Source organism: Kitasatospora sp. NPDC023118 (assembly GCF_055560875.1).
This window is the reverse complement of record NZ_JBVHHW010000016.1, coordinates 163,376-183,770: the sequence shown is the minus strand read 5'-3', so window position 1 is coordinate 183,770 and position 20,395 is coordinate 163,376. Positions and strand designations below refer to the sequence as shown.

Sequence of the window (20,395 nt, the reverse complement as noted above, 5' to 3'; positions counted from 1 at the left end):
CGTCGCCCGCGCCCGGCGGTTCTCCCGTTCCCGCGTCGCCCGCGCCCGGCGGTTCTCCCGTCCTCGGCGGACCCTGTGGTCCGGGACGGTGTGAGGAATGGTTACCGTGGGGGGTGTGTACCGGTTCCTCCTGACTCCGCGCTGGCTCAGCGGCACCGCACTGGCCATGGCGGCCGTGGCGGTGTGCGTCTGGCTGGGCACCTGGCAGCTCGGCCGGTTCGAGGACCGCGTCACCACGCACCAGGAGACCAAGCAGTCCCTCACCGCTTCGAGTGACGCCGAGCCGATCGACGCCCTGCTCACCCGGGCCAGCCCGCAGGTGACCACGCAGACCGTCGGCAAGCCCGTCACGGTGACCGGCAGCTATGACACCGAGCGCCAACTCCTCGTTCCCAACCGGGTGCTGGGCGGCAAGCAGGGCTACTACGTGCTCACCCCGCTGCGCACCGGCGACGGACACGCCGTCGCCGTGGTGCGGGGCTGGCTGCCCGGGGCCCCGTCCGGGACCGTGGCCGAGGCGCCGCCGACCGGGCAGGTGACGGTGACCGGACGGCTGCAGGCCAACGAGGCGGTGGGCAGCAACGGCGCGGTGGCGGGCGGTCTGCCCGCCGGACAGCTCGGCATGATCAACCGGGCCTCGCTGCTGAACGTCCTCGAATACGACGGCTGGTACGACGGCTGGGTGGCCGCCGACCAGGTGCCCACCGGGCTGACGGCCGTACCGACCGTGCAGCCGCAGGGCGGCGACGGGCTCACCCTGCGGGCCTTCCAGAACCTGGGCTACACCCTGGAGTGGTTCGTCTTCGCGGGCTTCGTGGTCTTCATGTGGTTCCGCCTGCTGCGCCGCGAGGTGGAGGCGGAGCAGGACCGGGCCCTCGGGCTGGACCCGGTCCTGGACTGACCTTTCGGAGCCTACCGAGTGGGCCTACCGGGTGGGCCTGCCGGGCGCGGGCACCGGCTTGGCCGGGGTCGCGACCGCCGACGGGGTCGGGGTCGTGGTGGGAGTCGGCGGCTGGGCTGGCGGCTGGGTCGGCGGCTGGCCCGGTGTCTGCGAGGGCTCGGCCGGGCCGGCGCCGCCGAACGGCGTCGACATGTCGTCGTCCCCCTCGGGCGCCCCGTTGCGGCAGTGGCCGCGACCACCGGCACCGTCCGAGTCGTAGTGGTCGATGTGGTGGTGCACGGTACGCCCGTTCGACCCCTTGGACCCCTTGGACCCCGTGGACCCCTTCGATCCCGAACCGGACGACCCCTTGGACCCGCTCGACCCCTTCGACCCGCTGGATCCCTTGGCCAGCTGGACCGTGCCGTCGACGGGCTGGTACGCCGCCCGGACGACGAACGAGCCGGCCCCGGCCCCCGCGGTGCCCGCCTTCGTCGCGCCAGCCTTCGTCGCCGTGGCGAGCGGCGCGCCGGGCACGGCGCCCGCCGGGGGCGTCGAGGTGCCCGCCGTCGGAGCGGGCGGAGCGGGCGGCACGGTCGGCACGGCGGCCGTGGGGCTGGGCAGCACCGGACCGACCGGGGGCGGGCAGGCCGCCTCGGCGTCGTGCGAGCCCGAGCAGCCGGTGAGCACCAGCGCCCCCGCCACCGCCGCCCCCGCGAGCGTCAGCGGACGCCTCACTCAGCCCCTCCCGCGGTCCCGCCGGGCATGCCGAGGTGGCGCCGGACGAAGTCGATCTCCAGCCGCAGCTGCTTGATCCGCTCCTCCACCACCAGCGAGCCGTGCCCGGCGTCGTACCGGTACACCTCGTGCGGCTTGCCGAGCCGCTCCAACTGCTCGACGTAGTTGTCGATCTGGCGGATCGGGCAGCGCGGGTCGTTCACCCCGGCGCTGATGTAGACCGGCACCCGCACCCGCTCGACGTAGGTCAGCGGCGAGGAGGCGGTGAAGCGCTCCGGGACCTCCTCGGGGGTGCCGCCGAAGAGCGTGCGGTCCAGCGACTTCAGCGCCTCCATCTCGTCGGCGTACGCGGTGTGGTAGTCCGCGACCGGCACGGCGGCGACGCCGAGCGACCAGCTCTCCGGCTGTACGCCCAGGCCGAGCAGGGTCAGGTAGCCGCCCCAGCTGCCGCCGGTCAGCACCAGGCGCCGCGGGTCGGCCAGGCCGCCGGCGACCGCCCACTCCCGGACGGCGGCGATGTCCTCCAGCTCGATCAGGCCGACCCGCTCGTGCAGCGCGTCGGTCCAGGCCTGCCCGTAGCCGGTCGAGCCCCGGTAGTTGACCCGGACCACCGCGAAGCCGTGGTCCAGCCAGGCGGCCGGGCCGGCGGCGAAGGAGTCGCTGTCGTGGTGGGTCGGGCCGCCGTGGATCTCGAAGACGGTCGGCAGCGGGCCGTCACCGGGGGCGTGGCCGGCCGGGCGCTGCACCAGGGCGTGCACCCGCCCGCCGGGGCCGTCCACCCAGACGTCCTCGACCGGGACGGAACCGGGCGGCACCGGACCCGGCGCCCGCAGCACGACCGCACCGGCGGTGGAGCGGACGGCGGAGGGCTCGGCGGCGGAGGACCACAGGTACTCCACGGTGCCGTCCGGACGGGCGGTGGCGCCGCCGACGGTGCCGCGCGGGGTGTCCAGGCGGGTCAGCCGGCCGTCCGCGAGCGAGTACGAGAACAGCTCGCTGCGGGCCTCGTACTCGTGCTCGACCAGCAGTTCCCCGGCCCCGGGGCGCCACTGCGCGGAGACGTCGCCGGGCAGCTCGCGGCCCTGCTCGTCACGCAGCGGCAGGGCAGTCTCCTCGCCGGTGGCGACGTCCCAGATCATCGGCTCCCAGCGGCCGGTGCGCTGGTGGGCGACCAGCAGGCGGGTGTCGCCCTCGACCGGGGCGAAGCCCAGGCAGGCGACGCCGCGCGGCTCGTCCCGGCCGGTCACCTCGTCCAGCTCGGCGACCGTCTCGACGCCGTCCCCGCCGAGGCGGACCACGCGGATCGCGGAGTGCATCGCGTCGCCGTGCTCGGTGTGGTCGATGGCGAGCAGGGTGCCGTCGTGGCTCAGGTCGCCGACGCCGCCGTACTCCTCGTGCCGGTAGATCTCGACCGGCTCGGCGGCGCCGGGGCGGCGCACGTGCAGGGTGGTGCCGTCCTCGTCGGTGGAGCGGCCGACGACCACCGTGCCGTCGCGGCCGAGGGCCAGACCGGCCGAGTAGGAGGGGGCGAGACCGGGCACGGCCTCCTCGTCCGGGCCGCCCGCGAAGGGCTGGCGGCGCCAGACGCCGAACTCGTCGCCGTCGTGGTCGTCGAACCACCAGACCCAGGCGCCGTCCGGGGACAGCTCGGCGTCGGTGGTGCCGTTCGGGCGGTCGGTGACCTGACGGTGGGTTCCGGTGGCGCGGTCCCAGGCGTAGACCTCGTAGGTGCCGGTCGAGTTGGACACGTACAGCGCCCGGTCGGGGGCGTCCTCGGCCCAGTCCGGCAGCGACACCCGGGCCGCCCTGAACCGCTGCTCCCACGCCGGTACGGCGCTCTTCTCCTCGCTCATCCGACCATCCAACCCGATCGGCGGGAGGGAACGGAACCGGCGGGTGGGTTCGACCCACCCGCCGGTTCCGTTCCCTCCGTTCCGCCCGTTCCCTCCGTTCCGCCCGTTCCCTCCGTTCCGTTCCCGGGACGTTCACGAACGCCCGGGGCCTGAGAACGCTCGGGGTTCTAAGAGCGCCCGGGGTCCTAGGAACGCCCGGCGGTGCGCGGCAGCAGCCGGACCAGTCCCACGAGGACCAGCTCCAGCACCGCGAGCGCCGTCACGCTGCGGCCGAAGGCGGCGGTCGCGTCACCCGCGCCGTAGTAGACCAGGCCGATCAGCGCGATCCCGACGGCGCCGCCGACCTGCTGCACGGTGGACACCACCCCGGCCGCCGAACCGGCCAGCTGCGGCTCGACGGCCGTCAGGGCGACGGTGGTGACCGGGGCGATCACCAGGCCCATGCCGAGGCCGTCGACGAACAGCCCGGGTGCCAGCCACCAGACGCTGCCGTCCGCCGCGCCGTAGGCGGCGAGGGCGAGCAGGCCCAGCCCGGCGGCCATCAGCAGGCCGCCGACGGTGATCGTGCGCGGCTCGCCGAGCCGGGCGGTGACCAGGTGGGTGGTGTTGGAGGTGATCAGGTAGCCGAGGCCGATCGCGGTAAACACCAGACCGGCACCGAGCGCGTCCAGGCCGCGGCCGACCTGCAGGTGCAGGGCGAGCACCAGGAAGAAGGAGGCCTGGCCGAGCCAGAAGGCGAGCTGGGCGAGCAGCCCGGCGCTGAACGCGCGGCTGCGGAACAGCCGGGTGTCGACCAGCGGGGCTGTGTCGCCGATGTGGGTGGTGGTACGCGTGGTGCGGTGCTGATGGACGGCGAAGGCGACGAGCAGGGCGAGCGAGGCGGCGAGGCAGAGCCCGGTCCACAGCGGCCAGTCGAGCCCCGGCCCCTGGATCAGCGGCAGCACCAGGGCGGTCAGCCCGAGGGTGACCAGCAGGACGCCGACCGGGTCCAGGCCGGGCCGCTGCGGGGCGCGCGACTCCGGCAGGCAGCGGCGGACCAGGGCGAGGGCGGCCAGGCCGATCGGCAGGTTGATCAGGAAGCAGCTGCGCCAGCCGAGGCCGAGGAGGTCCGCGCGGATCAGCAGCCCGCCGATCAGCTGGCCGAACACCGCGCCGACGCCCATGGTCAGCCCGTACCGGGCGAAGGCCCGCGCCTGCGCCGCGCCGCTGAAGGCCGTCCGCAGGATCGCCAGCACCTGCGGGCCCATCAGCGCCGCCGCCAGGCCCTGGACGACCCGGGAGCCGACCAGGGCGCCTGCGGTGGGGGCGAGGCCGCAGGCGGCGGAGGCGAGGGTGAACAGGGCCAGGCCGAGCGCGAACACCCGGCGGCGGCCGTAGCGGTCGCCGAGCCGGCCGGCGGTGACCAGCCCGGCCGCCAGGGCCAGGCTGAACCCGGCCATCACCCACTGGACGGCGGCGGGGCCGGCGCCCAGGTCGGCCTGGAGGGAGGGGACGGCGACGTTGACGACGAAGACGTCGAGGGAGGTCATGAAGGTGGCGGTCAGGACGACCAGCAGCAGGCCCTTGGGGGCCGTGGCTGCCTTCGGCGCAGCGGCGGCCGCGGCTTCGGCCGACCGCCGGGTGTCCAGGGCGGTGCTCATCTCGGGCTCTCCTCAAGGGCTCGGGGCTCGGGGCGGGGTCTGGGCTCGGGGCGGGGTCTGGGCTCGGGCTTGGGGCTTGGGGCTTGGGGCTTGGGCCTTGGGGCGGGGTCTGGGCTCGGGGCCCGAGGTCCGGGTCCGGGGTGGGGGCCGGTGCAGGGTCCGGGTCCGGGGAGGGGCGCCGCCGGGTGGCCCGGCGGCGCCCCTCGGATGGGTCGCGCCTGCGGCTCAGGCGCCCGGCACGCGGTCCAGGAAGCCGAACACGGCGCCGATCCGGCCGTCCGGGGTGGCCGCCAGCACGTCGAAGCCGATCACCACCGGCTCGGCGCCGGCCGGGCCGAGGTTCCAGGTGAACCGGGCGATGTCGTGGTGCGCGTCCACCGGGCCGAGGGTGAACTCCAGCCCCGGGAACTGGGCTTGGGCCGCGCCGATCAGCGCGTCGATCGCGTCCCGGCCGGCGACGGCGGCCAGCGGGTCGGTGTAGCGGCCGTCCTCGGCCCAGACCTCGTCGATCAGCTTGCGGCGGGCCGCCGGGTCGGTCTCATTCCAGACCGCGAGGTAGCGCTCGGCGAGCTGCCGGAGGGCGGCGACGGTGATCTCGGTCATGGCTGTCTCCCGTGTTCCGGTGGGTGGTTGGGCGGGTCGTTCCCGCTGCTCAACCAAGGTATGGACGAGCCGGGCTGGGCGAATCAGTCACGTATAGGCATGGCGGTACGTAGCTCTCGCCACGGGGTACCGACGGCCGGCTGGGTAGGGTCGGGGGCATGCTGTACGGGAGGGAACACGAACAGGCCGCCGTGGCAGGACTGTTGGCGGCGGCGGGGGACGGACGCAGTGGGGCCCTGCTGCTGCGCGGCGAGGCGGGGATCGGCAAGACCGCGCTGCTCGACGACGCCGTCGCGCGGGCCGGGGCGGGTTTCCGGGTGATCCGGGCGGCCGGCGTCGAGTACGAGGCCGAACTGCCCTTCGCCGGGCTGAGCCTGCTGCTCGCCCCCGGCCTGGACCGGCTGGACGCCCTGCCCGGGCCGCAACGGCGGGCCCTGGAGACGGCGTTCGGGCTCGGCGACTCATCGACGGCGGCCGCGGACCGGCTGCTGGTCGGCCTCGCCACCCTCGGACTGCTCGCCGAACTCGCCTCCGAACAGCCGCTGTTGTGCGTGATCGACGACGTGCAGTGGCTGGACCGCGCCTCCCTGGACGCGCTGCTGCTGGCCGCCCGGCGGCTCCAGGCCGAGGGGGTCGCCCTACTGCTCGCCGCCCGCTCCGAGGGCGGCGCCTCCGCGGAGCGGCAACTCGGCCTCCCCGAACTGCGGGTGAGCGGCCTGGCCGAGGCCGACGCCACCCGCCTGCTGGCGCACCGGGCCGGCCCCGACCTGCCCGCCGCCGTCCGCGACCGGCTGCTCGCCGAGGCCGCCGGCAACCCGCTCGCCCTCACCGAGCTTCCGGTCGCCGCCGGGCCGCAGCCGCACGCCGCGGGCGGGCTACCGCTCACCAGCCGGCTGCTGATCGCCTTCCACGGCCAGGTCACCGGCCTGCCCCCGGCCACCCAGACCCTGCTGCTGATCGCCGCCGCCGAGGAGAGCGGCGAGCTGGACGTCGTGCTGCCTGCCGCGGCCGCGCTCGGCGTCGGCGCCGAACAGCTCACCCCCGCCGAGGAATCCGGCCTGGTGACGGTCACCGCCGACCGTCGGATCGCGTTCCGTCACCCGCTGCTGCGCTCCGCGATCCTGCAACGCGCCCCGCACCACCAACGGCTGACGGTCCATCGGACCATCGCCGAGGCGCTGCCCGACGGCGACCGCCGCACCTGGCACCGCGCCCTCGCCGCCACCGCCCCCGACGCCGACCTCGCCGACGCGCTGGAACGCGCCGCCGTCCGCGCCGAGCGCCGCGGCGGCCACGGCGGCGCCGCCGCGTACGAGCGCGCCGCCCGGCTCACCCCCGAGCGCGACGCCGCCACCCGCCGGCTCGTCCTGGCCGCCGAAGCCGCCACCGAGGAAGGCGAGTTGGCGCGGGCCGAGGCGCTCGCGAACGAGGCCGCCGGCCGCACCGACAACGTCCTCGCGCACGCCCTGCTGGACCAGGTCCGGGCCACCGCGCACTTCTGGCGCGGCTCGTACCCGACGGCGAACCGGCTGCTGCTCGACGCCGCCGGTACGGACATCGAGCCCTCGCACGCCGCCCGGATGCTGTTTCAGGCCTTCCACGCCGCCTGGTACGCGGGGGAGGAGGCGGTGGTCGCGGTGCTCGACCGGCTCGCCGCCCTCCCGCTGGCCCCCGACGACCCCCTGGCCCCGCTCGCCCGCCACCTGCCCGCCGCCGTCCTCCCGGCCCTCGGCAGGCCCGCCGGGCCCCTGCCGCCCGTCCGGGAGAGCGCCGCGGCCGCCCGCCGGGCCGGCGCCGAGACCCCCGTCGACCTCGTCCAGCTCTGCGGCGCCACCCTCATCCTCGGCCGCGACGAGGAGACCGTCGAACTCGGCGGCGAACTGGTCGCCGAGGCCCGCGCCAAGGGCACTGTCGGGGTGATGCCCACCCTGCAGTTCTTCGTCGCCGAGGCCGAGCTCTTCCTCGGACGCCACGCCGACGCCGAACTCACCGCCACCGAGGCCCTCGCCCTCGCCCAGGACACCGGCCAGCACCAGTGGGTCAGCCAACTCAGCGCCCTGCTCGCCTACCTGGCCGCCCTGGACGGCCGCACCGAGCGCTGCACCGAACTGGCCACCACCGCCCTCGCCACCACCGGCCCGCAGACCGCCGCCCCCGCCGCCGGCCGCCCGTGGGCCCACTGGGCACTCGCTCTGCTCGACCTCGGCCAGGGCCGCGCCGCCGGCGCCGCGGACCGCCTCCACCCCCTCACCACCGGCCCGCACCGCCACCACGTCTGCGCCACCCGGGCCGTCCCCGACCTGGTCGAGGCCGCCGTCCGCCTCGGCACCCCGGACCGCGCCGCCGAACCCTACGAACGCTTCGCCCGCTGGACCGCCGCCGCCGACCGCCCCTGGGTCGAAGCCCTACGCCTGCGCTGCCAGGCCCTCCTCGGCCCCGACGAACTCGCCGAACCGGCCTACCGCGCCGCCCTCGACCTCCACGCCACCACCCACCGCCCCTTCGAACACGCCCGCACCGCCCTCCTCTACGGCGAATGGCTCCGCCGCACCCGCCGCCGCACCGACGCCCGCCCCCACCTCCACTTCGCCCTGGAAACCTTCGACCGCCTCGCCGCCCACCCCTGGTCCACCCGCGCCCGCACCGAACTCTCCGCCACCGGTACCCCCGTACCCGACACCCCGCTCTCCCCGCAGAGCCCGCAGACCCCCTTGACTCCGCTGACCCCTCAAGAACTCCAGATCGCCCGCCTGGCCGCCCAAGGCCTCACCAACCGCGACATCGCCGCCCAACTCTTCCTGAGCCCCCGCACCGTCGCCCACCACCTCTACAAGGCCTACCCCAAGCTGGGCATCACCTCCCGCACGGCCCTCGCGTCCGTGCTCTGACGCCGCCAACTGGACGGGGCCCTGCCATGAGATTCGGCAGGGCCCCGTCCATTCAGTCTTCGGCGGCGGTGTCATCGCTTGATGCACTATCTGTGGAGTGCTTCCAGCCTTCCGAATAGTGCTCTCGGTGATAGGCCAGATGCGCTCGGTCTATCTGATGGTCGGGGGCCTCGCGCAGTCTCCCGATCGTGATACCTGCAGCGTGATCAGTAATCGTCAGATCGTCGGCAATTGTTAGGGTGCCGAAGTCGAACAGGGTGTGGTGGTTGGGGCAGAGGCAGAGGACATTGCCGGCGACATCAGGGCCGGAGTGCGGCTGCCCCAAGCCGCGGATGTGGGCCGCCTCAGCGTAGGCGCCCGTAGGAGTGCGGAGTCGGGCGCCGCACACCTGGCAGGTGAAGTCGTGCGTCTGTTTGACGAATTCTGCCACCTTGGTGCTGCGAACGACCCGTTGGAATGTCGCTTCTGTGCGGGTCGGCTTTGTCCGGCCAATGGGCTCGATCAACGACCGTTCTGAATCTTCCCTCTTGGCGTAATCGCGTTGCACCAGTCGATAACGCCAGATCCGAAAACCGGACCGACCGACATCACTCCAGGAATCCTCGACGTGGAAGAGCCCGTCGTAACGATAGCTAGGCTGAGCTGATCGTTTGGAGCCATGCCGAACCGCGCGAACAACCCGCACCGGCGCACCCGTCGCCCGGCTCGTCACGAGGGCCGCATTACCAAGCGTGAGGGTCTGGTCGCGCACCTGCCGACCTGTATCAGGATCGCGCCCGCCCTGCCCGGTGTAGACGATGACGTCGCCGTCGTCCTCATCGTCCTCGTAGCCTCCGGAGACGACGATGGACTCGGCCCCGAGCGACGCTGTGCCGCAGATCCCCGCTTGCAGTGGCCGGTGCACCTTGGCATCCGCCAGTGCGCGCCGATTGACGAAGCTGCGCCCGACTTCTATCCCTGGCACAGATCCAAAGCCGTCAAAGTTGTTAGACATGGCGGGAAGAGTGTCGTTCGGCAAAGCTCTGGGCCTCTCAGCGTCAAAGAACCGATGTACCAGGAGTCGACCTTCGTATCGCGAAACGCATGCAGGCCCAACCCAGTTCCGCTGCCGGAAGTTGACCAACCGTCTACTCGAGGTCTCCCTGTCAGCAGCTCACCCAGCTGCCTTGAGAAACTTGTGCCAGTAGGCCAGCTCCCGCACCTCGGCCTCACTTGGGCAGGCCGGCTGGGTTTGACCTCATGGCCTCCGTTAGTCGAACCGGCTGACTGTCCGCGTTGCCGCTGGTAGGTGCGTGGGCACGCTGATTCCGGTCAGGGGAGGGGCCAGATACGGGTTGGTGATTAACGTTCGGTGGGTGAGCTCACCGCCTCGTCGGGGGTCGCGGCTGGCGAGTTACAGATCGTCATCACCAACGAGCTCGCCCTCTTTACGTCGACGTCTTGGCAGACAGCAACATCACTATCGACGGCAGGGAGCTGGGCCATACGCCGACCGCACCGGGTAGCGCGGCTGGATCCTCGGCGCCGACCCGGCAGGGCCGCCCACCTGCTCCGGGGCCGTGGTACGGGCGGGAGCCACATCGGAGTGCTGATCGGGGGCTCGGTCGCGCTCCACGGAGACCTGGGCGTGACGGCCGACATCGGGCTCCGCCTGCGCACGGTGGCGACGGCCAGGCCGCGGTCGAGCGGACACCCTGTCACGCCGAAAAGCCATCGGGTCCGCCATGTGCCGTGGATCACGCGGCAGTCGCCGACGGAAGCGGATGACCCGGCCGACGGCTCCTCAGCAAGCGGAAACGCCAGAGGGCCCATCGGATCTCTCCGATGGGCCCTCTGGGCTGGGTCGGGGTGGCGGGATTTGAACCCACGGCCTCTTCGTCCCGAACGAAGCGCGCTACCAAGCTGCGCCACACCCCGGTCTTGCGTTTTGTTGCTCTGTCTCCGTCGCAACGAGTAGAACTCTACCGGACGCTCGCCGAGACACGAAATCCGGTTTCGTGCGGGCGTCCGGTGCTGGTCAGCGGGGGGCCGGGGTGAGGGTGAGGAGGGTGGCCTCGGGCGGGCAGGCGAAGCGGACCGGGGTGTAGCGGTTGGTGCCGCAGCCGGCCGAGACGTGGAGGTAGGAGCGGTGGCCGCCGGCCTGGTGGGTGGAGAGTCCCTTGACCCGGCGGGTGTCGAGGTCGCAGTTGGTGACCAGGGCGCCGTAGAAGGGGATGCAGAGCTGGCCCCCGTGGGTGTGGCCGGCCAGGATCAGCGGGTAGCGGTCGGCGGTGAAGGCGTCGAGGACGCGCAGATAGGGCGCGTGGACGACGGCGAGGGAGAGGTCGGCGTCGGGGGAGGGACCGCCGGCGACCTCGGAGTAGCGGTCGCGACGGATGTGCGGGTCGTCGAGGCCGGTGAACTCCAGGTCGAGGCCGCCGACGGTGAGGCGGCCGCGGGTGTTGGTGAGGTCGAGCCAGCCGGCCGCGTCGAAGCCGTCGCGGAGCTTCTCCCACGGGTTGTGGACGGCGCCCGTGATGCCGCGGCGGGCGGTGCCGTCGGGGTTGTTCATGCCGTGGGCGCCGCTGCGCATGGCCTGGAGGTAGCGGGCCGGGTTCTTGCGGGCCGGGCCGTAGTAGTCGTTGGACCCGAAGACGTAGACGCCGGGGAACTCCATGAGCGGCCCGAGCGCGTCGAGGGCGGCCGGGACCCCGAGCGGGTCGGAGAGGTTGTCGCCGGTGTTGACCACCAGGTCGGGGCGCAGGCCGGCCAGGCTCTTCAGCCAGCGCTGCTTCTTGCCCTGCCCGGTCACCATGTGGATGTCGGACACCTGCAGGACCCGGATGGGCTTGGCGCCGTGGGGCAGGACGGGGACCTCGACCCGGCGGAGCCGGAAGGCACGTACCTCGTACCCGACGGAGTAGGCGAGGCAGGCGGCGCCGGCGGCGGCAACGCCGAGCGGAACGGAGTACAGCGGTCGCATCAGCCCATGCTCTCAGACGGTGGATCAGCTGGTGAACGTCCGGTGGCCCGGTACGGGAGCGGACCCGGTGGACGACCCCGGGGACGGAACCGGGGACGACCCCGGGGACGACCCCGGGGAGGGAGCCGCGCCCGGAACGGGAGCCGGTTCCTCGGTCTCCCGCCGGACGCGCAGGGCCCGGACCTTGTTGCGGTTGCCGCACCGCTCCATCGAGCACCAGCGCCGCCGCCCGGGCCGCGAGGTGTCGACGAACAGCAGCTGGCAGTTGTGCGCCCCGCACTCGCGGATCCGGTCCGCGTACGGCCCGGTGAGCAGGGCGATCGCGTCCCGGGCGAGGGTGGAGACCAGCTGCGCCCCGTCGGCGGGCAGCGGGGCGGCCGCGGTGCCGTCCGGGGCGATCTGGGGGACGAGCGGGGGGTGGGCGGCGGCCCGGTTGAGTACGGCGAGGTCCTCGGCGGCGGCCTCGTCACCGTGGGCGCGGGCCGTGGCCAGCCGCCAGAGGGCGTCGCGGAGGGTGCGGGCGGCGGTGAGCTGGCCGGCGGAGATCCGTACGGCCCCGGCGGGCAGCCGCAGCCGTGACTGCGGGAGCCAGTCGGCGAGGTCGGAGGGCTGGTGCAGCACCTCGTACCGGGCGTAGTCGCCGGGGCCGCCGGTGGGGAGCAGTTCGAGGCAGAGGGCGCCGGGGTCGAAGAGGAAGCGGCTGCCGCCGGGGGTGGTGAGGACCAGGCCGGTCGCCGGCTCCCGCTCTCCATCGGTCATGTAACCAGGATAAATGGTTACAGAGTGTTCCGGGACTCCGGACGGGAACCGGCCCGATGTCGATCTGACGTCGATCCGACGCCGATCCGACGCCGGCCCGACCTCGATCCGACGCCGGTCCCGGTTAATGGCAAGCGACCGAACGCCGCAGGTGGGAGACTCGTGCCCATGACCACGCTCAAGGAGCAGCTGCAGGAGGACCTCACGGCTGCCATCAAGGACCGGGACGAGCTGCGCTCGTCCACCATCCGGCTCACGCTGGCCGCCGTCACCGCCGAGGAGGTGGCGGGCAAGGAGAAGCGCGAGCTGTCCGACGCCGAGGTGCTGAAGGTGATCACCCGAGAGGCGAAGAAGCGCCGGGAGGCGGCCGAGGCCTTCGACAAGGGTGGTCGGGCCGAACAGGCCGAGCGCGAGCGTGCCGAGGGCGAGGTGCTGGCCGGGTACCTGCCCAAGCAGCTCTCCGACGAGGAGCTGGCCGCGATCGTGGCCGCCGCCGTGGCCGAGAGCGGGGCGAGCGGCCCGCAGGCGATGGGTGCCGTGATGAAGCTGGTCAAGCCGAAGGTGGACGGCCTCGCCGAGGGCGGCCGGGTCGCCGCCGCCGTGAAGGCCGCCCTGGCCTGAGCCGTAGCGGGTCCCGGAGCGAGCCAGCCGTAGCGGGCCCGGCACACGCCGAAGGGGCGCCCCCGGATTACCGGAGGGCGCCCCTTCACCGTTGTGCGGTCACTTCACCGCGCGGTCACGCGGACGGCCCGTCAGCCGTTGCCGCCGCCGTGCTTGCCGCCGTTGCCGTTCCCGTTGCCGCCGCCGATGAGGCCGGGCGGGAGGGTGAACCCTCCTCCTATCACCCCACCGGGGTTCGGGTTGGCCGGAGGCGGCGGCGGGTTGCCGGCCGGCGGCTGCGGCTGGGCGTTGGGGTCGGCCGGCGGGGTGGCGTTCGCCGGGGGCGTGGCCGGCTGGGGGTCCGGGATGTTGGTGGTCTGGATCGGCTCCAGCGGGGTGCCCTTGAGCGCCTGGTTCATCGCCATCTGCCAGATCGGGCCTGGGCCGGTGGCGCCGAACACGTCGTCGAAGTGGGTGCCGCCGATGTTGATGTTCTTCATCTTGACGCCGCCGGCGGGGCCGCCGAGCCAGACCGCGGTGGCCAGCGACGGGGTGTAGCCGTCGAACCAGGCGGCCTTCTTCTCGTCGGTGGTACCGGTCTTACCGGCGATCTTGCGGCCGTCGTCCAGGCCGAGGGCGGCCGCGGTGCCCTTCTCGGTCACGTTGAGCAGGACGGTGTTGAGCGAGTCCGCGGTCTGCTCGGAGAAGGCCTGGTTGCACTGGGACTGCGGGACCTTGATGTCCTTGCCGTCCACCGTGGTGATCTTGTTGATCGCGATCGGGGTGCAGTACTTGCCGCGGGCGGCGAAGGTCGCGTAGACGTTCGCCATGGTCAGCGGGGAGAGCTCCATGGTGCCCAGCACCATCGAGGGCACCTCCTGGAACTGGTCGCCCCTGGCGGACTGGGTGATGCCCAGCTTGTTCGCCATCTGCTTCATGGCGCAGAGGCCGACCTGCTGCTCCATCTGCACGAAGTAGGTGTTGACCGAGCGGGCCATGGCCTCCTTGAGCTCGTACGGGCCGACCTCGCTGTCCTGCTCGTTCTTCACCGTGGCCTTGGGCTTGTCGGTGTTCTTCCAGGTGCCCGAGCAGGTGGACATGTTCGGGTAGTCGATCTTGTTCTGGGACGGGAACGACTGGGTGTTCGACATGCCCGCCTCCAGCGCCGCCGCGGCGAGGATCGGCTTGAAGGTCGAACCGGTCTGGAAGCCGTTGCCGCCGCCCATCGAGGCGTCGACGTTGAGGTTGACGACGGTCTGGTTCTTGTTCGGATCCAGGCCGTACGGGCGGGTCTGGGCCATCGCCAGGATCTTGCCGGTGCCGGGCTCCATCATGGTCGCCGCGGCCGACACCTGGTCGGTCACGTTGACCTTCTTGGTGACGGCGTTCTGGGCTGCGGCCTGCTTGTCCGGGTCCAGCGTGGTGTAGATGTTCAGGCCGCCGGTGTCCCAGAGCTTCTTGCGCTCGTCGGCGCTCTTGCCGAAGGCCGGGTCCTGCTTGACCACGTGGCGGACGTAGTCGCAGAAGAAGCCCATGCCGGCCTGGGCGGTGATGCAGCCGTTCTGCGGGTCCTTGTACTTCAGGCCCAGCGGGGCGGCCTTCGCCTCCTTCGCCTGGTCGGCGGTGATGTGCTTGTTCTCCACCATCTTGTCGATGACGACGTTGCGGCGCTTGACCGCGTTGTCGGGATAGCGCACCGGGTCGTACTGCGACGGGTTCTGGACCAGACCGGCGAGGGTGGCGGCCTCGGCGATGGTCAGGTCCTTGTTGCTCTTGCTGAAGTAGCGCTGGGACGCGGCCTCGACCCCGTAGGCCTGGTGGCCGTAGAAGGTGATGTTGAGGTAGTTGGTGAGGATCTGATCCTTCGGCAGGTCCTCCTCCAGCTTGATCGCGACCTTGAGCTCCTGGATCTTGCGGCCCAGCGTCTTGCGCTGGGCCTCCAGGACGGCCGCCTGGTCGTCGCCGGCCTTCTCCACGTTGACGTTCTTCACGTACTGCTGGGTCAGCGTGGAGGCGCCCTGGGCGGCGGTACCGCTCTCCGCGTTCTTGCCGACCGCGCGCAGGACGCCCTTGAGGTCGACGGCGCCGTGCTCGTAGAACCGGGCGTCCTCGATGTCGACCTGGGCCTGCCGCATGAACGGCGACATCTGGTCGGCCGTGAGGACGGTGCGGTCACGCTCGTACACCTTGGCGATCAGACCGCCCTTGGCATCGAAGATCTGCGTCGCCTGGGTGAGCGGCGGAGTCTTGAAGTCGTCGGGGATGTTCTGGAAGCTCTCCGCCGTGTCCTTGGCGGTCAGGCCGATGGCGCCGACGGCGGGCAGGGCGAGGCCTGCCAGCAGGACTCCGGAGAGCACGCTGACGCCCAGGAACTTCACGCCGTTGCCGGCGTGGTCCAACGGTGATCCGCTGCGCTTGCGGCGCGGAGCTCCGGTGTTGCCTGGGGGCTGGGATGCCTGTGGGCGCTTCGGTGCCATGAGGAGAACCCTACGTCCCCGAATCCCGCACATAGGGGCAGGTGTTCGCCTAGGCTTGTCACAAGCTTGCGACAGCTTCGGTGCGTCAGCACCATTCACTCTTGTGAGTGGGGAGACTTGCCCGAATTGCCCGTTCTCATCCGAATTTTGAGGCGGCTGAGACCTGCTGTGTTCAAGCGAATGGTAGCGCTCCGTGACGACGCCTGTGGCGAGAGTGCGGGCGCTGAACTTGGCAAGGCTTGCGACCTGCGGTCACTCCAACGAGTGAGCTGACCGATACCCATAGTCCAATCGGGTCATTCGAGATTGAGCCCGAAGGGGCTGTTGCAAGCTGTCGTTCTTCCGTAACGTCCTCAACTGGCAACGGTGAATATGCCGTTGCCGCCGTGGGGGAGCCTCGAATACGGGAGAGGACGGCGCCGGGATGGGCTGGGTTGACGACTGGAGTGCGCAGGCCGCCTGCCGCACGAGTGATCCGGACGAACTGTTCGTCCAGGGGGCTGCACAGAACCGCGCGAAGGCGGTGTGCAGCGGTTGCCCCGTCCGTACGGAATGCCTCGCGGACGCGCTGGACAACCGGGTGGAGTTCGGTGTGTGGGGCGGGATGACGGAGCGCGAGCGGCGGGCGCTGCTGCGCCGTCGTCCGACGGTCATCTCGTGGCGGAAGCTGCTGGAGACGGCCCGCACCGAGTACGAGGAGTCCCTTGCGACCGGCGTGATACTGACGGACTACGCCCAGGCGGGCTGAGCCCGGCGGCAGTCGGGCCGGACCGCGCCGGGCACCCCCGGGGTGACTACGCCGCGCCGCTCAGCCGGTCCCCGATGGTCCGCAGTCCGTCCAGGTCGTGCACGTCACCCGGCAGCGCCGGGACCTCCACGATCGGCACGTCCGGGTACACCGACACGAAGCGGTCGCGGGTGCGGCGCTCCCGCCCCATGATCTGCATCCGCTCGGCGTGCAGCCGCAGCAACCCGGCCGCGAGCAGTTCCGCGTCGGGCGAGGAGTGCTCCGAGCCGTTCTCCTCCAGGGCCTCGGCGGCCGCCAGCGCCCGCTCCGCGGTGAGCTGCGGCGCCCCCGTGCTGTGCACCCGGTTGAGCACCAGCCCGGCCAGCGGCATCCGGTCCGCGGCCAGCCGGTCCACGAAGTACGCCGCCTCGCGCAGCGCGTCCCGCTCCGGCGCGGCCACCACCAGGAACGCCGTGCCCGGCGCCTTGAGCAGCTGGTAGGTGCGGTCGGCGCGCTCGCGGAAGCCGCCGAACATCGAGTCCATCGCGCTGACGAAGGTCTGCACGTCGGTGAGCAGCTGGGCGCCGAAGATCTTGCCCAGGGTCCCGGTGAGCAGACCCATTCCGGCGTTGAGGAACCTCATCGCGCTGCGGCCGCCGACCTTGGCCGGCGCGGTCAGGATCCGGATCACCCGGCCGTCCAGGAAGGAGCCGAGCCGGTTGGGCGCGTCCAGGAAGTCCAACGCCGAGCGGGACGGCGGGGTGTCCACGACGATCAGGTCCCACTCCTCGGCGGCGCGCAGCTGCCCGAGCTTCTCCATCGCCATGTACTCCTGCGTGCCCGCGAAGCCGGCCGACAGGGACTGGTAGAAGGGGTTCTCCATGATCGCCCGGGCCCGTTCGGGCTCGGCGTGGGCCAGCACGACCTCGTCGAAGGTCCGCTTCATGTCGAGCATCATGGCCTGGAGCTCTCCGGCCCGCCGCCCGCCACCACTCTTGTCCGACCCGCAGAGCGGCGCCCCTTCCATCGCGGTGACGCCCTTGACCACTCGCGGGGTGTTGTCGAGCTCGGTCAGGCCCATCGACTGGGCCAGCCGCCGGGCCGGGTCGATGGTCAGCACCACGACCTTGCGGCCGCGCTCGGCGGCCCGCAGGCCGATCGCCGCGGCGGTGGTGGTCTTGCCGACGCCGCCGGAGCCGCAGCAGACGATGATCCTGGTCTTCGGGTTGTCGATCAGCTCGTCCACCGCGAGCCGCCTTCCGGTGCTCCGCACCCCGTTGCTCATGCGCCCGCCTCGCTACGCTCGGCAGGCGCTTCGCACATGCCGCACCGCTTGATGGTCCGCTCGCTCATGCCGCCCCCTGCCGCTTCAGTTCGCCCGCCAGCCGGTACAGCCCGCCGAGGTCCACGCCCTCGCCGAGCAGCGGGAGTTCGTACGTCGGGAGCCGCTGCTGCTGCAGGTCGGCGCGCTGCTCGCGCTCCAGCTCGACCCGCTCGGCGTGCTCCCTGGCCTGCTCCAACAGCGGGTCGAGCAGCGGCTCCACCGCGGCCCGGACGGTCTCCGGCTTGCGGGAGCGGCCCCCCAGCCCGGCCTCGCCGAGGGCCAGCGCCACCTCCTCGCGGTGGTCCCCGGCCACCGCGGCCACCGCCGCCGCGTCCAGCACCGGCGGCCGGACCATGTTGACCATCACCCCGCCCACCGGCAGCTTCGCCTCGCGCAGCTCCGCGATGCCGTCGACGGTCTCCTGCACCGGCATCTCCTCCAGCAGGGTGACCAGGTGCACCGCGGTCTCCGGCGACTTCAGCACCCGCATCACGGCCTGCGCCTGGGTGTGTATCGGGCCGATCCGGGCCAGCCCGGCGACCTCGGAGTTGACGTTCAGGAACCGGGTGATCCGCCCGGTCGGCGGGGCGTCCATGACCACCGCGTCGTACCGGCGTCGACCGTCCGGGCCCTTGCGGCGGGCCGCCTCGCAGGCCTTGCCGGTGAGCAGCACGTCCCGCACGCCGGGGGCGATGGTGGTGGCGAAGTCGACGAAGCCGACCTTCTGCAGCGCCTTTCCGGCCCGGCCGAGCTTGTAGAACATCTCCAGGTACTCGAGCAGCGCCTGCTCGGTGTCGATGGCCAGCGCGAAGACCTCGCCGGGCGCGCCCTCCCCGGCGGGCAGCCCGAGCTGGGGGCGGGCGACCGAGGCGATCCGGCGCTCCTCGTACGGCAGTGCGGCGATGCCGAAGAGCTCGGCGATGCCCTGTCGTCCCTCGACCTCGATCAGCAGCACCCGCCCGCCGTCGGCGGCCAGCGCCAGTGCCAGCGCGGCGGCCAGCGTGGTCTTCCCGGTGCCGCCCTTGCCGCTGACCACGTGCAGCCGGACACCCTCCCAGTCGGGGTCGCGCCGGGCCGCCTGGCCGGGGGTGCGTGCCACGCTCCGTCTCCGTCCGTCTCCGTCCTACGGGCGTCCCCTCCGCCGGGGATGCCCCTGAGACGAGGGTGCCCCTACCGACAGAGGCGCCCCTCACGGGGGTGCCCTCTCGCGAGGGTAACCAGGGAGCGCGCCCGATGCCCGGAGCACCTGGGGTGCCGGGACCGAATCATGCCCCCTTTGTGCCCCACCTCACACGCCGCCCGCCGGGCGGCGGCGATCGCCGGGACGGCTCGTCTAGAGTCTGGCCATGACCAAGTGGGAATACATGACGGCGCCCCTGCTCGTGCACGCCACCAAGCAGATCCTGGACAACTTCGGCGAGGACGGCTGGGAGCTCGTCCAGGTCGTGCCCGGCCCCAACCCTGAGCAGCTGGTGGCCTACTTCAAGCGGGAGAAGAACGCATGAGCAAGGTCGAGGAGAAGCTCGCCGAGCTGGGCCTGACCCTGCCGCCGGTGGCCGCCCCGGTCGCCGCGTACGTGCCGGCCCTGCTGTCGGGCGAGTTCGTGTTCACCTCCGGCCAGCTGCCGGTCGTCGGCGGCAAGCTGCTGAGCACCGGCAAGGTCGGTGCCGAGGTGTCCCCGGAGGAGGCCAAGGAGCTCGCGCAGATCTGCGCGCTGAACGCCCTGGCCGCCGTCAAGTCGGTGATCGGCGACCTGGACCGGATCGAGCGGGTCGTGAAGGTCGTCGGCTTCGTCGCCTCCGCCCCCGACTTCACCGGCCAGCCCGCCGTGGTCAACGGCGCCAGCGAGCTGCTCGGCCGGGTGCTGGGCAACGCCGGTGTGCACGCCCGCAGCGCGGTCGGTGTCGCGGTGCTGCCGCTGGACGCCCCGGTCGAGGTCGAGCTCCAGGTGCGCGTCAAGACCGGTTGAGTGTGATCGCGAAGGCGGGGTCGGGCCTGTCCAACCCCGCCTTCGTGCGCTTAGCATCCGGGCATGGACCATCGAGCAACGACGCTCCCGATGCCGCCCGGCTGGCCCGCCCGGATCCGGGCGGTCGACTCCGGCGAACTGACCCCGCCGGTGCCCAGGCCCGCCGCGACGGTCGTGCTGCTGCGCGACTCCGCCGCCGGGCCGGAGGCCTACCTGCTGCGCCGCCGCACCTCGATGGCCTTCGCGGCCGGGATGTACGCCTACCCGGGCGGCGGGGTGGACCCGCGGGACGCCGAGGTCGAGACGGGCTGGGCGGGCCCGACGCCCGAGCAGTGGGCGCACCGGCTCGGGGTGGATGCCCGGACGGCGCGGGCGGTGGTCTGCGCGGCGGTGCGCGAGACCTTCGAGGAGGCCGGCGTGCTGCTGGCCGGCCCGGACGCCGACAGCGTCGCCGAGCCGCGCGACTGGTCCGCCGAGCGGGCCGCGCTGGAGGCGCACGAGCTGTCCTTCGCCGAGTTCCTCCGTGACCACGGCCTGGTGCTGCGCAGCGACCTGCTGGGCGGCTGGGCCCGATGGATCACCCCGGAGTTCGAGGAGCGGCGCTACGACACCTGGTTCTTCGTCGCCGCCCTGCCGCCCGGCCAGCGCGCGGCCCTGGAGGTCGGCGAGGCCGACCGGGTCGCCTGGCTGACGCCGACCGAGGCGGTCAGGGGCCACCAGGACGGTCGGTTCGGCATGCTGCCGCCGACCGTGACGGTGCTGCGCGAGCTGTCACCGGTCCGGACCGCCGCCGAGGCGGTGGCCGCGGCCACCGACCGGGTGCTGGAGCCGGTGCTGGGCCGGGCCGAGGTCCGGGGCGACCGGATGACGGTCCGCTGGCCCGGGTATGACGAACTGACCATCGACGGGGAGTTCCCCGCGGATTCCTGAGCCGAGGAGCCCTTACCCGAGGAGCCCTCACAGGAGGACTCCCGA

Annotated in this window: 17 protein-coding genes and 1 tRNA gene; 7 read left to right on the top strand and 11 right to left on the bottom strand. The window is 72.7% G+C overall.

All coding sequences use genetic code 11. The annotated features are described in order from the left end of the window. The first annotated feature begins 115 nt into the window (after positions 1 to 115). Positions 116 to 901 (top strand): SURF1 family protein, encoded by a 786-nt coding sequence (locus ACZ3UD_RS22300; RefSeq protein WP_465590262.1) that lies wholly within the window; start codon positions 116 to 118, stop codon positions 899 to 901. Between the two features lie 24 nt (positions 902 to 925). Here ACZ3UD_RS22300 and ACZ3UD_RS22295 read toward each other — a convergent pair whose 3' ends face one another. The 4 genes from ACZ3UD_RS22295 to ACZ3UD_RS22280 all read right to left on the bottom strand — a co-directional run bounded on the left by ACZ3UD_RS22295 (position 926) and on the right by ACZ3UD_RS22280 (position 5,714). Continuing rightward, positions 926 to 1,618: a hypothetical protein gene (locus tag ACZ3UD_RS22295; protein ID WP_465590259.1), complete on the bottom strand. Its 693-nt coding sequence runs from the start codon at positions 1,616 to 1,618 to the stop codon at positions 926 to 928. Next, positions 1,615 to 3,471 (bottom strand): S9 family peptidase, encoded by a 1,857-nt coding sequence (locus ACZ3UD_RS22290; RefSeq protein ID WP_465590257.1) that lies wholly within the window; start codon positions 3,469 to 3,471, stop codon positions 1,615 to 1,617. Before ACZ3UD_RS22290 ends, ACZ3UD_RS22295 begins: the two co-directional genes overlap by 4 nt. Before the next feature lie 185 nt (positions 3,472 to 3,656). Beyond that, entirely contained in the window at positions 3,657 to 5,111 is a 1,455-nt protein-coding gene (locus ACZ3UD_RS22285; protein WP_465590255.1) for an MFS transporter, read from the bottom strand. 225 nt (positions 5,112 to 5,336) lie between these two features. Further along, positions 5,337 to 5,714, bottom strand: a complete 378-nt coding sequence (locus ACZ3UD_RS22280) for a nuclear transport factor 2 family protein (RefSeq protein ID WP_465590253.1) — start codon at positions 5,712 to 5,714, stop codon at positions 5,337 to 5,339. A gap of 158 nt (positions 5,715 to 5,872) precedes the next feature. Between ACZ3UD_RS22280 and ACZ3UD_RS22275 the strand changes: the two genes are divergently transcribed. Then, entirely contained in the window at positions 5,873 to 8,602 is a 2,730-nt protein-coding gene (locus ACZ3UD_RS22275) for a helix-turn-helix transcriptional regulator (protein ID WP_465590250.1), read from the top strand. 52 nt (positions 8,603 to 8,654) lie between these two features. On the opposite strand, the gene ACZ3UD_RS22270 is transcribed toward ACZ3UD_RS22275, so the two are convergent. From ACZ3UD_RS22270 to ACZ3UD_RS22255, 4 genes are all read right to left on the bottom strand, one after another. Continuing rightward, positions 8,655 to 9,596, bottom strand: coding sequence for a YDG/SRA domain-containing protein (locus ACZ3UD_RS22270; RefSeq protein ID WP_465590247.1), 942 nt, complete (start codon positions 9,594 to 9,596; stop codon positions 8,655 to 8,657). An 849-nt stretch (positions 9,597 to 10,445) separates the two neighbouring features. Further along, positions 10,446 to 10,519: transfer RNA gene (locus ACZ3UD_RS22265), tRNA-Pro, on the bottom strand. A gap of 100 nt (positions 10,520 to 10,619) precedes the next feature. Further along, positions 10,620 to 11,564: a metallophosphoesterase gene (locus ACZ3UD_RS22260; RefSeq protein ID WP_465590244.1), complete on the bottom strand. Its 945-nt coding sequence runs from the start codon at positions 11,562 to 11,564 to the stop codon at positions 10,620 to 10,622. 24 nt (positions 11,565 to 11,588) lie between these two features. Next, a complete protein-coding gene (locus ACZ3UD_RS22255; RefSeq protein ID WP_465590241.1) occupies positions 11,589 to 12,323 on the bottom strand; it encodes a CGNR zinc finger domain-containing protein in 735 nt (244 codons plus the stop codon). 168 nt (positions 12,324 to 12,491) lie between these two features. Here ACZ3UD_RS22255 and ACZ3UD_RS22250 point away from each other — a divergent pair, with 168 nt between their 5' ends. After that, on the top strand, positions 12,492 to 12,944 hold the full coding sequence (locus tag ACZ3UD_RS22250; protein WP_380608705.1) for a GatB/YqeY domain-containing protein: 453 nt from the start codon (positions 12,492 to 12,494) through the stop codon (positions 12,942 to 12,944). Positions 12,945 to 13,075: 131 nt separating this feature from the next. On the opposite strand, the gene ACZ3UD_RS22245 is transcribed toward ACZ3UD_RS22250, so the two are convergent. After that, on the bottom strand, positions 13,076 to 15,400 hold the full coding sequence (locus ACZ3UD_RS22245) for a transglycosylase domain-containing protein (RefSeq protein WP_465590237.1): 2,325 nt from the start codon (positions 15,398 to 15,400) through the stop codon (positions 13,076 to 13,078). A gap of 424 nt (positions 15,401 to 15,824) precedes the next feature. On the opposite strand from ACZ3UD_RS22245, the gene ACZ3UD_RS22240 reads away from it, so the two are divergent. Next, positions 15,825 to 16,148, top strand: coding sequence for a WhiB family transcriptional regulator (locus ACZ3UD_RS22240; protein WP_195911063.1), 324 nt, complete (start codon positions 15,825 to 15,827; stop codon positions 16,146 to 16,148). Positions 16,149 to 16,194: 46 nt separating this feature from the next. On the opposite strand, the gene bagB is transcribed toward ACZ3UD_RS22240, so the two are convergent. Together bagB and bagA are read right to left on the bottom strand one after the other, a co-directional pair. After that, entirely contained in the window at positions 16,195 to 17,412 is a 1,218-nt protein-coding gene (gene bagB / locus ACZ3UD_RS22235; RefSeq protein ID WP_465590232.1) for an ATPase BagB, read from the bottom strand. Positions 17,413 to 17,476: 64 nt separating this feature from the next. Next, positions 17,477 to 18,550, bottom strand: a complete 1,074-nt coding sequence (bagA, locus tag ACZ3UD_RS22230; protein WP_465590229.1) for an ATPase BagA — start codon at positions 18,548 to 18,550, stop codon at positions 17,477 to 17,479. Between the two features lie 247 nt (positions 18,551 to 18,797). On the opposite strand from bagA, the gene ACZ3UD_RS22225 reads away from it, so the two are divergent. From ACZ3UD_RS22225 to ACZ3UD_RS22215, 3 genes are all read left to right on the top strand, one after another. After that, positions 18,798 to 18,956, top strand: coding sequence for a DUF4177 domain-containing protein (locus tag ACZ3UD_RS22225; RefSeq protein ID WP_094743074.1), 159 nt, complete (start codon positions 18,798 to 18,800; stop codon positions 18,954 to 18,956). Further along, positions 18,953 to 19,420: a RidA family protein gene (locus ACZ3UD_RS22220; protein ID WP_465590226.1), complete on the top strand. Its 468-nt coding sequence runs from the start codon at positions 18,953 to 18,955 to the stop codon at positions 19,418 to 19,420. Before ACZ3UD_RS22225 ends, ACZ3UD_RS22220 begins: the two co-directional genes overlap by 4 nt. Before the next feature lie 63 nt (positions 19,421 to 19,483). After that, positions 19,484 to 20,350, top strand: coding sequence for an NUDIX hydrolase (locus ACZ3UD_RS22215; RefSeq protein ID WP_465590223.1), 867 nt, complete (start codon positions 19,484 to 19,486; stop codon positions 20,348 to 20,350). The last annotated feature ends 45 nt before the right edge of the window (positions 20,351 to 20,395 follow it).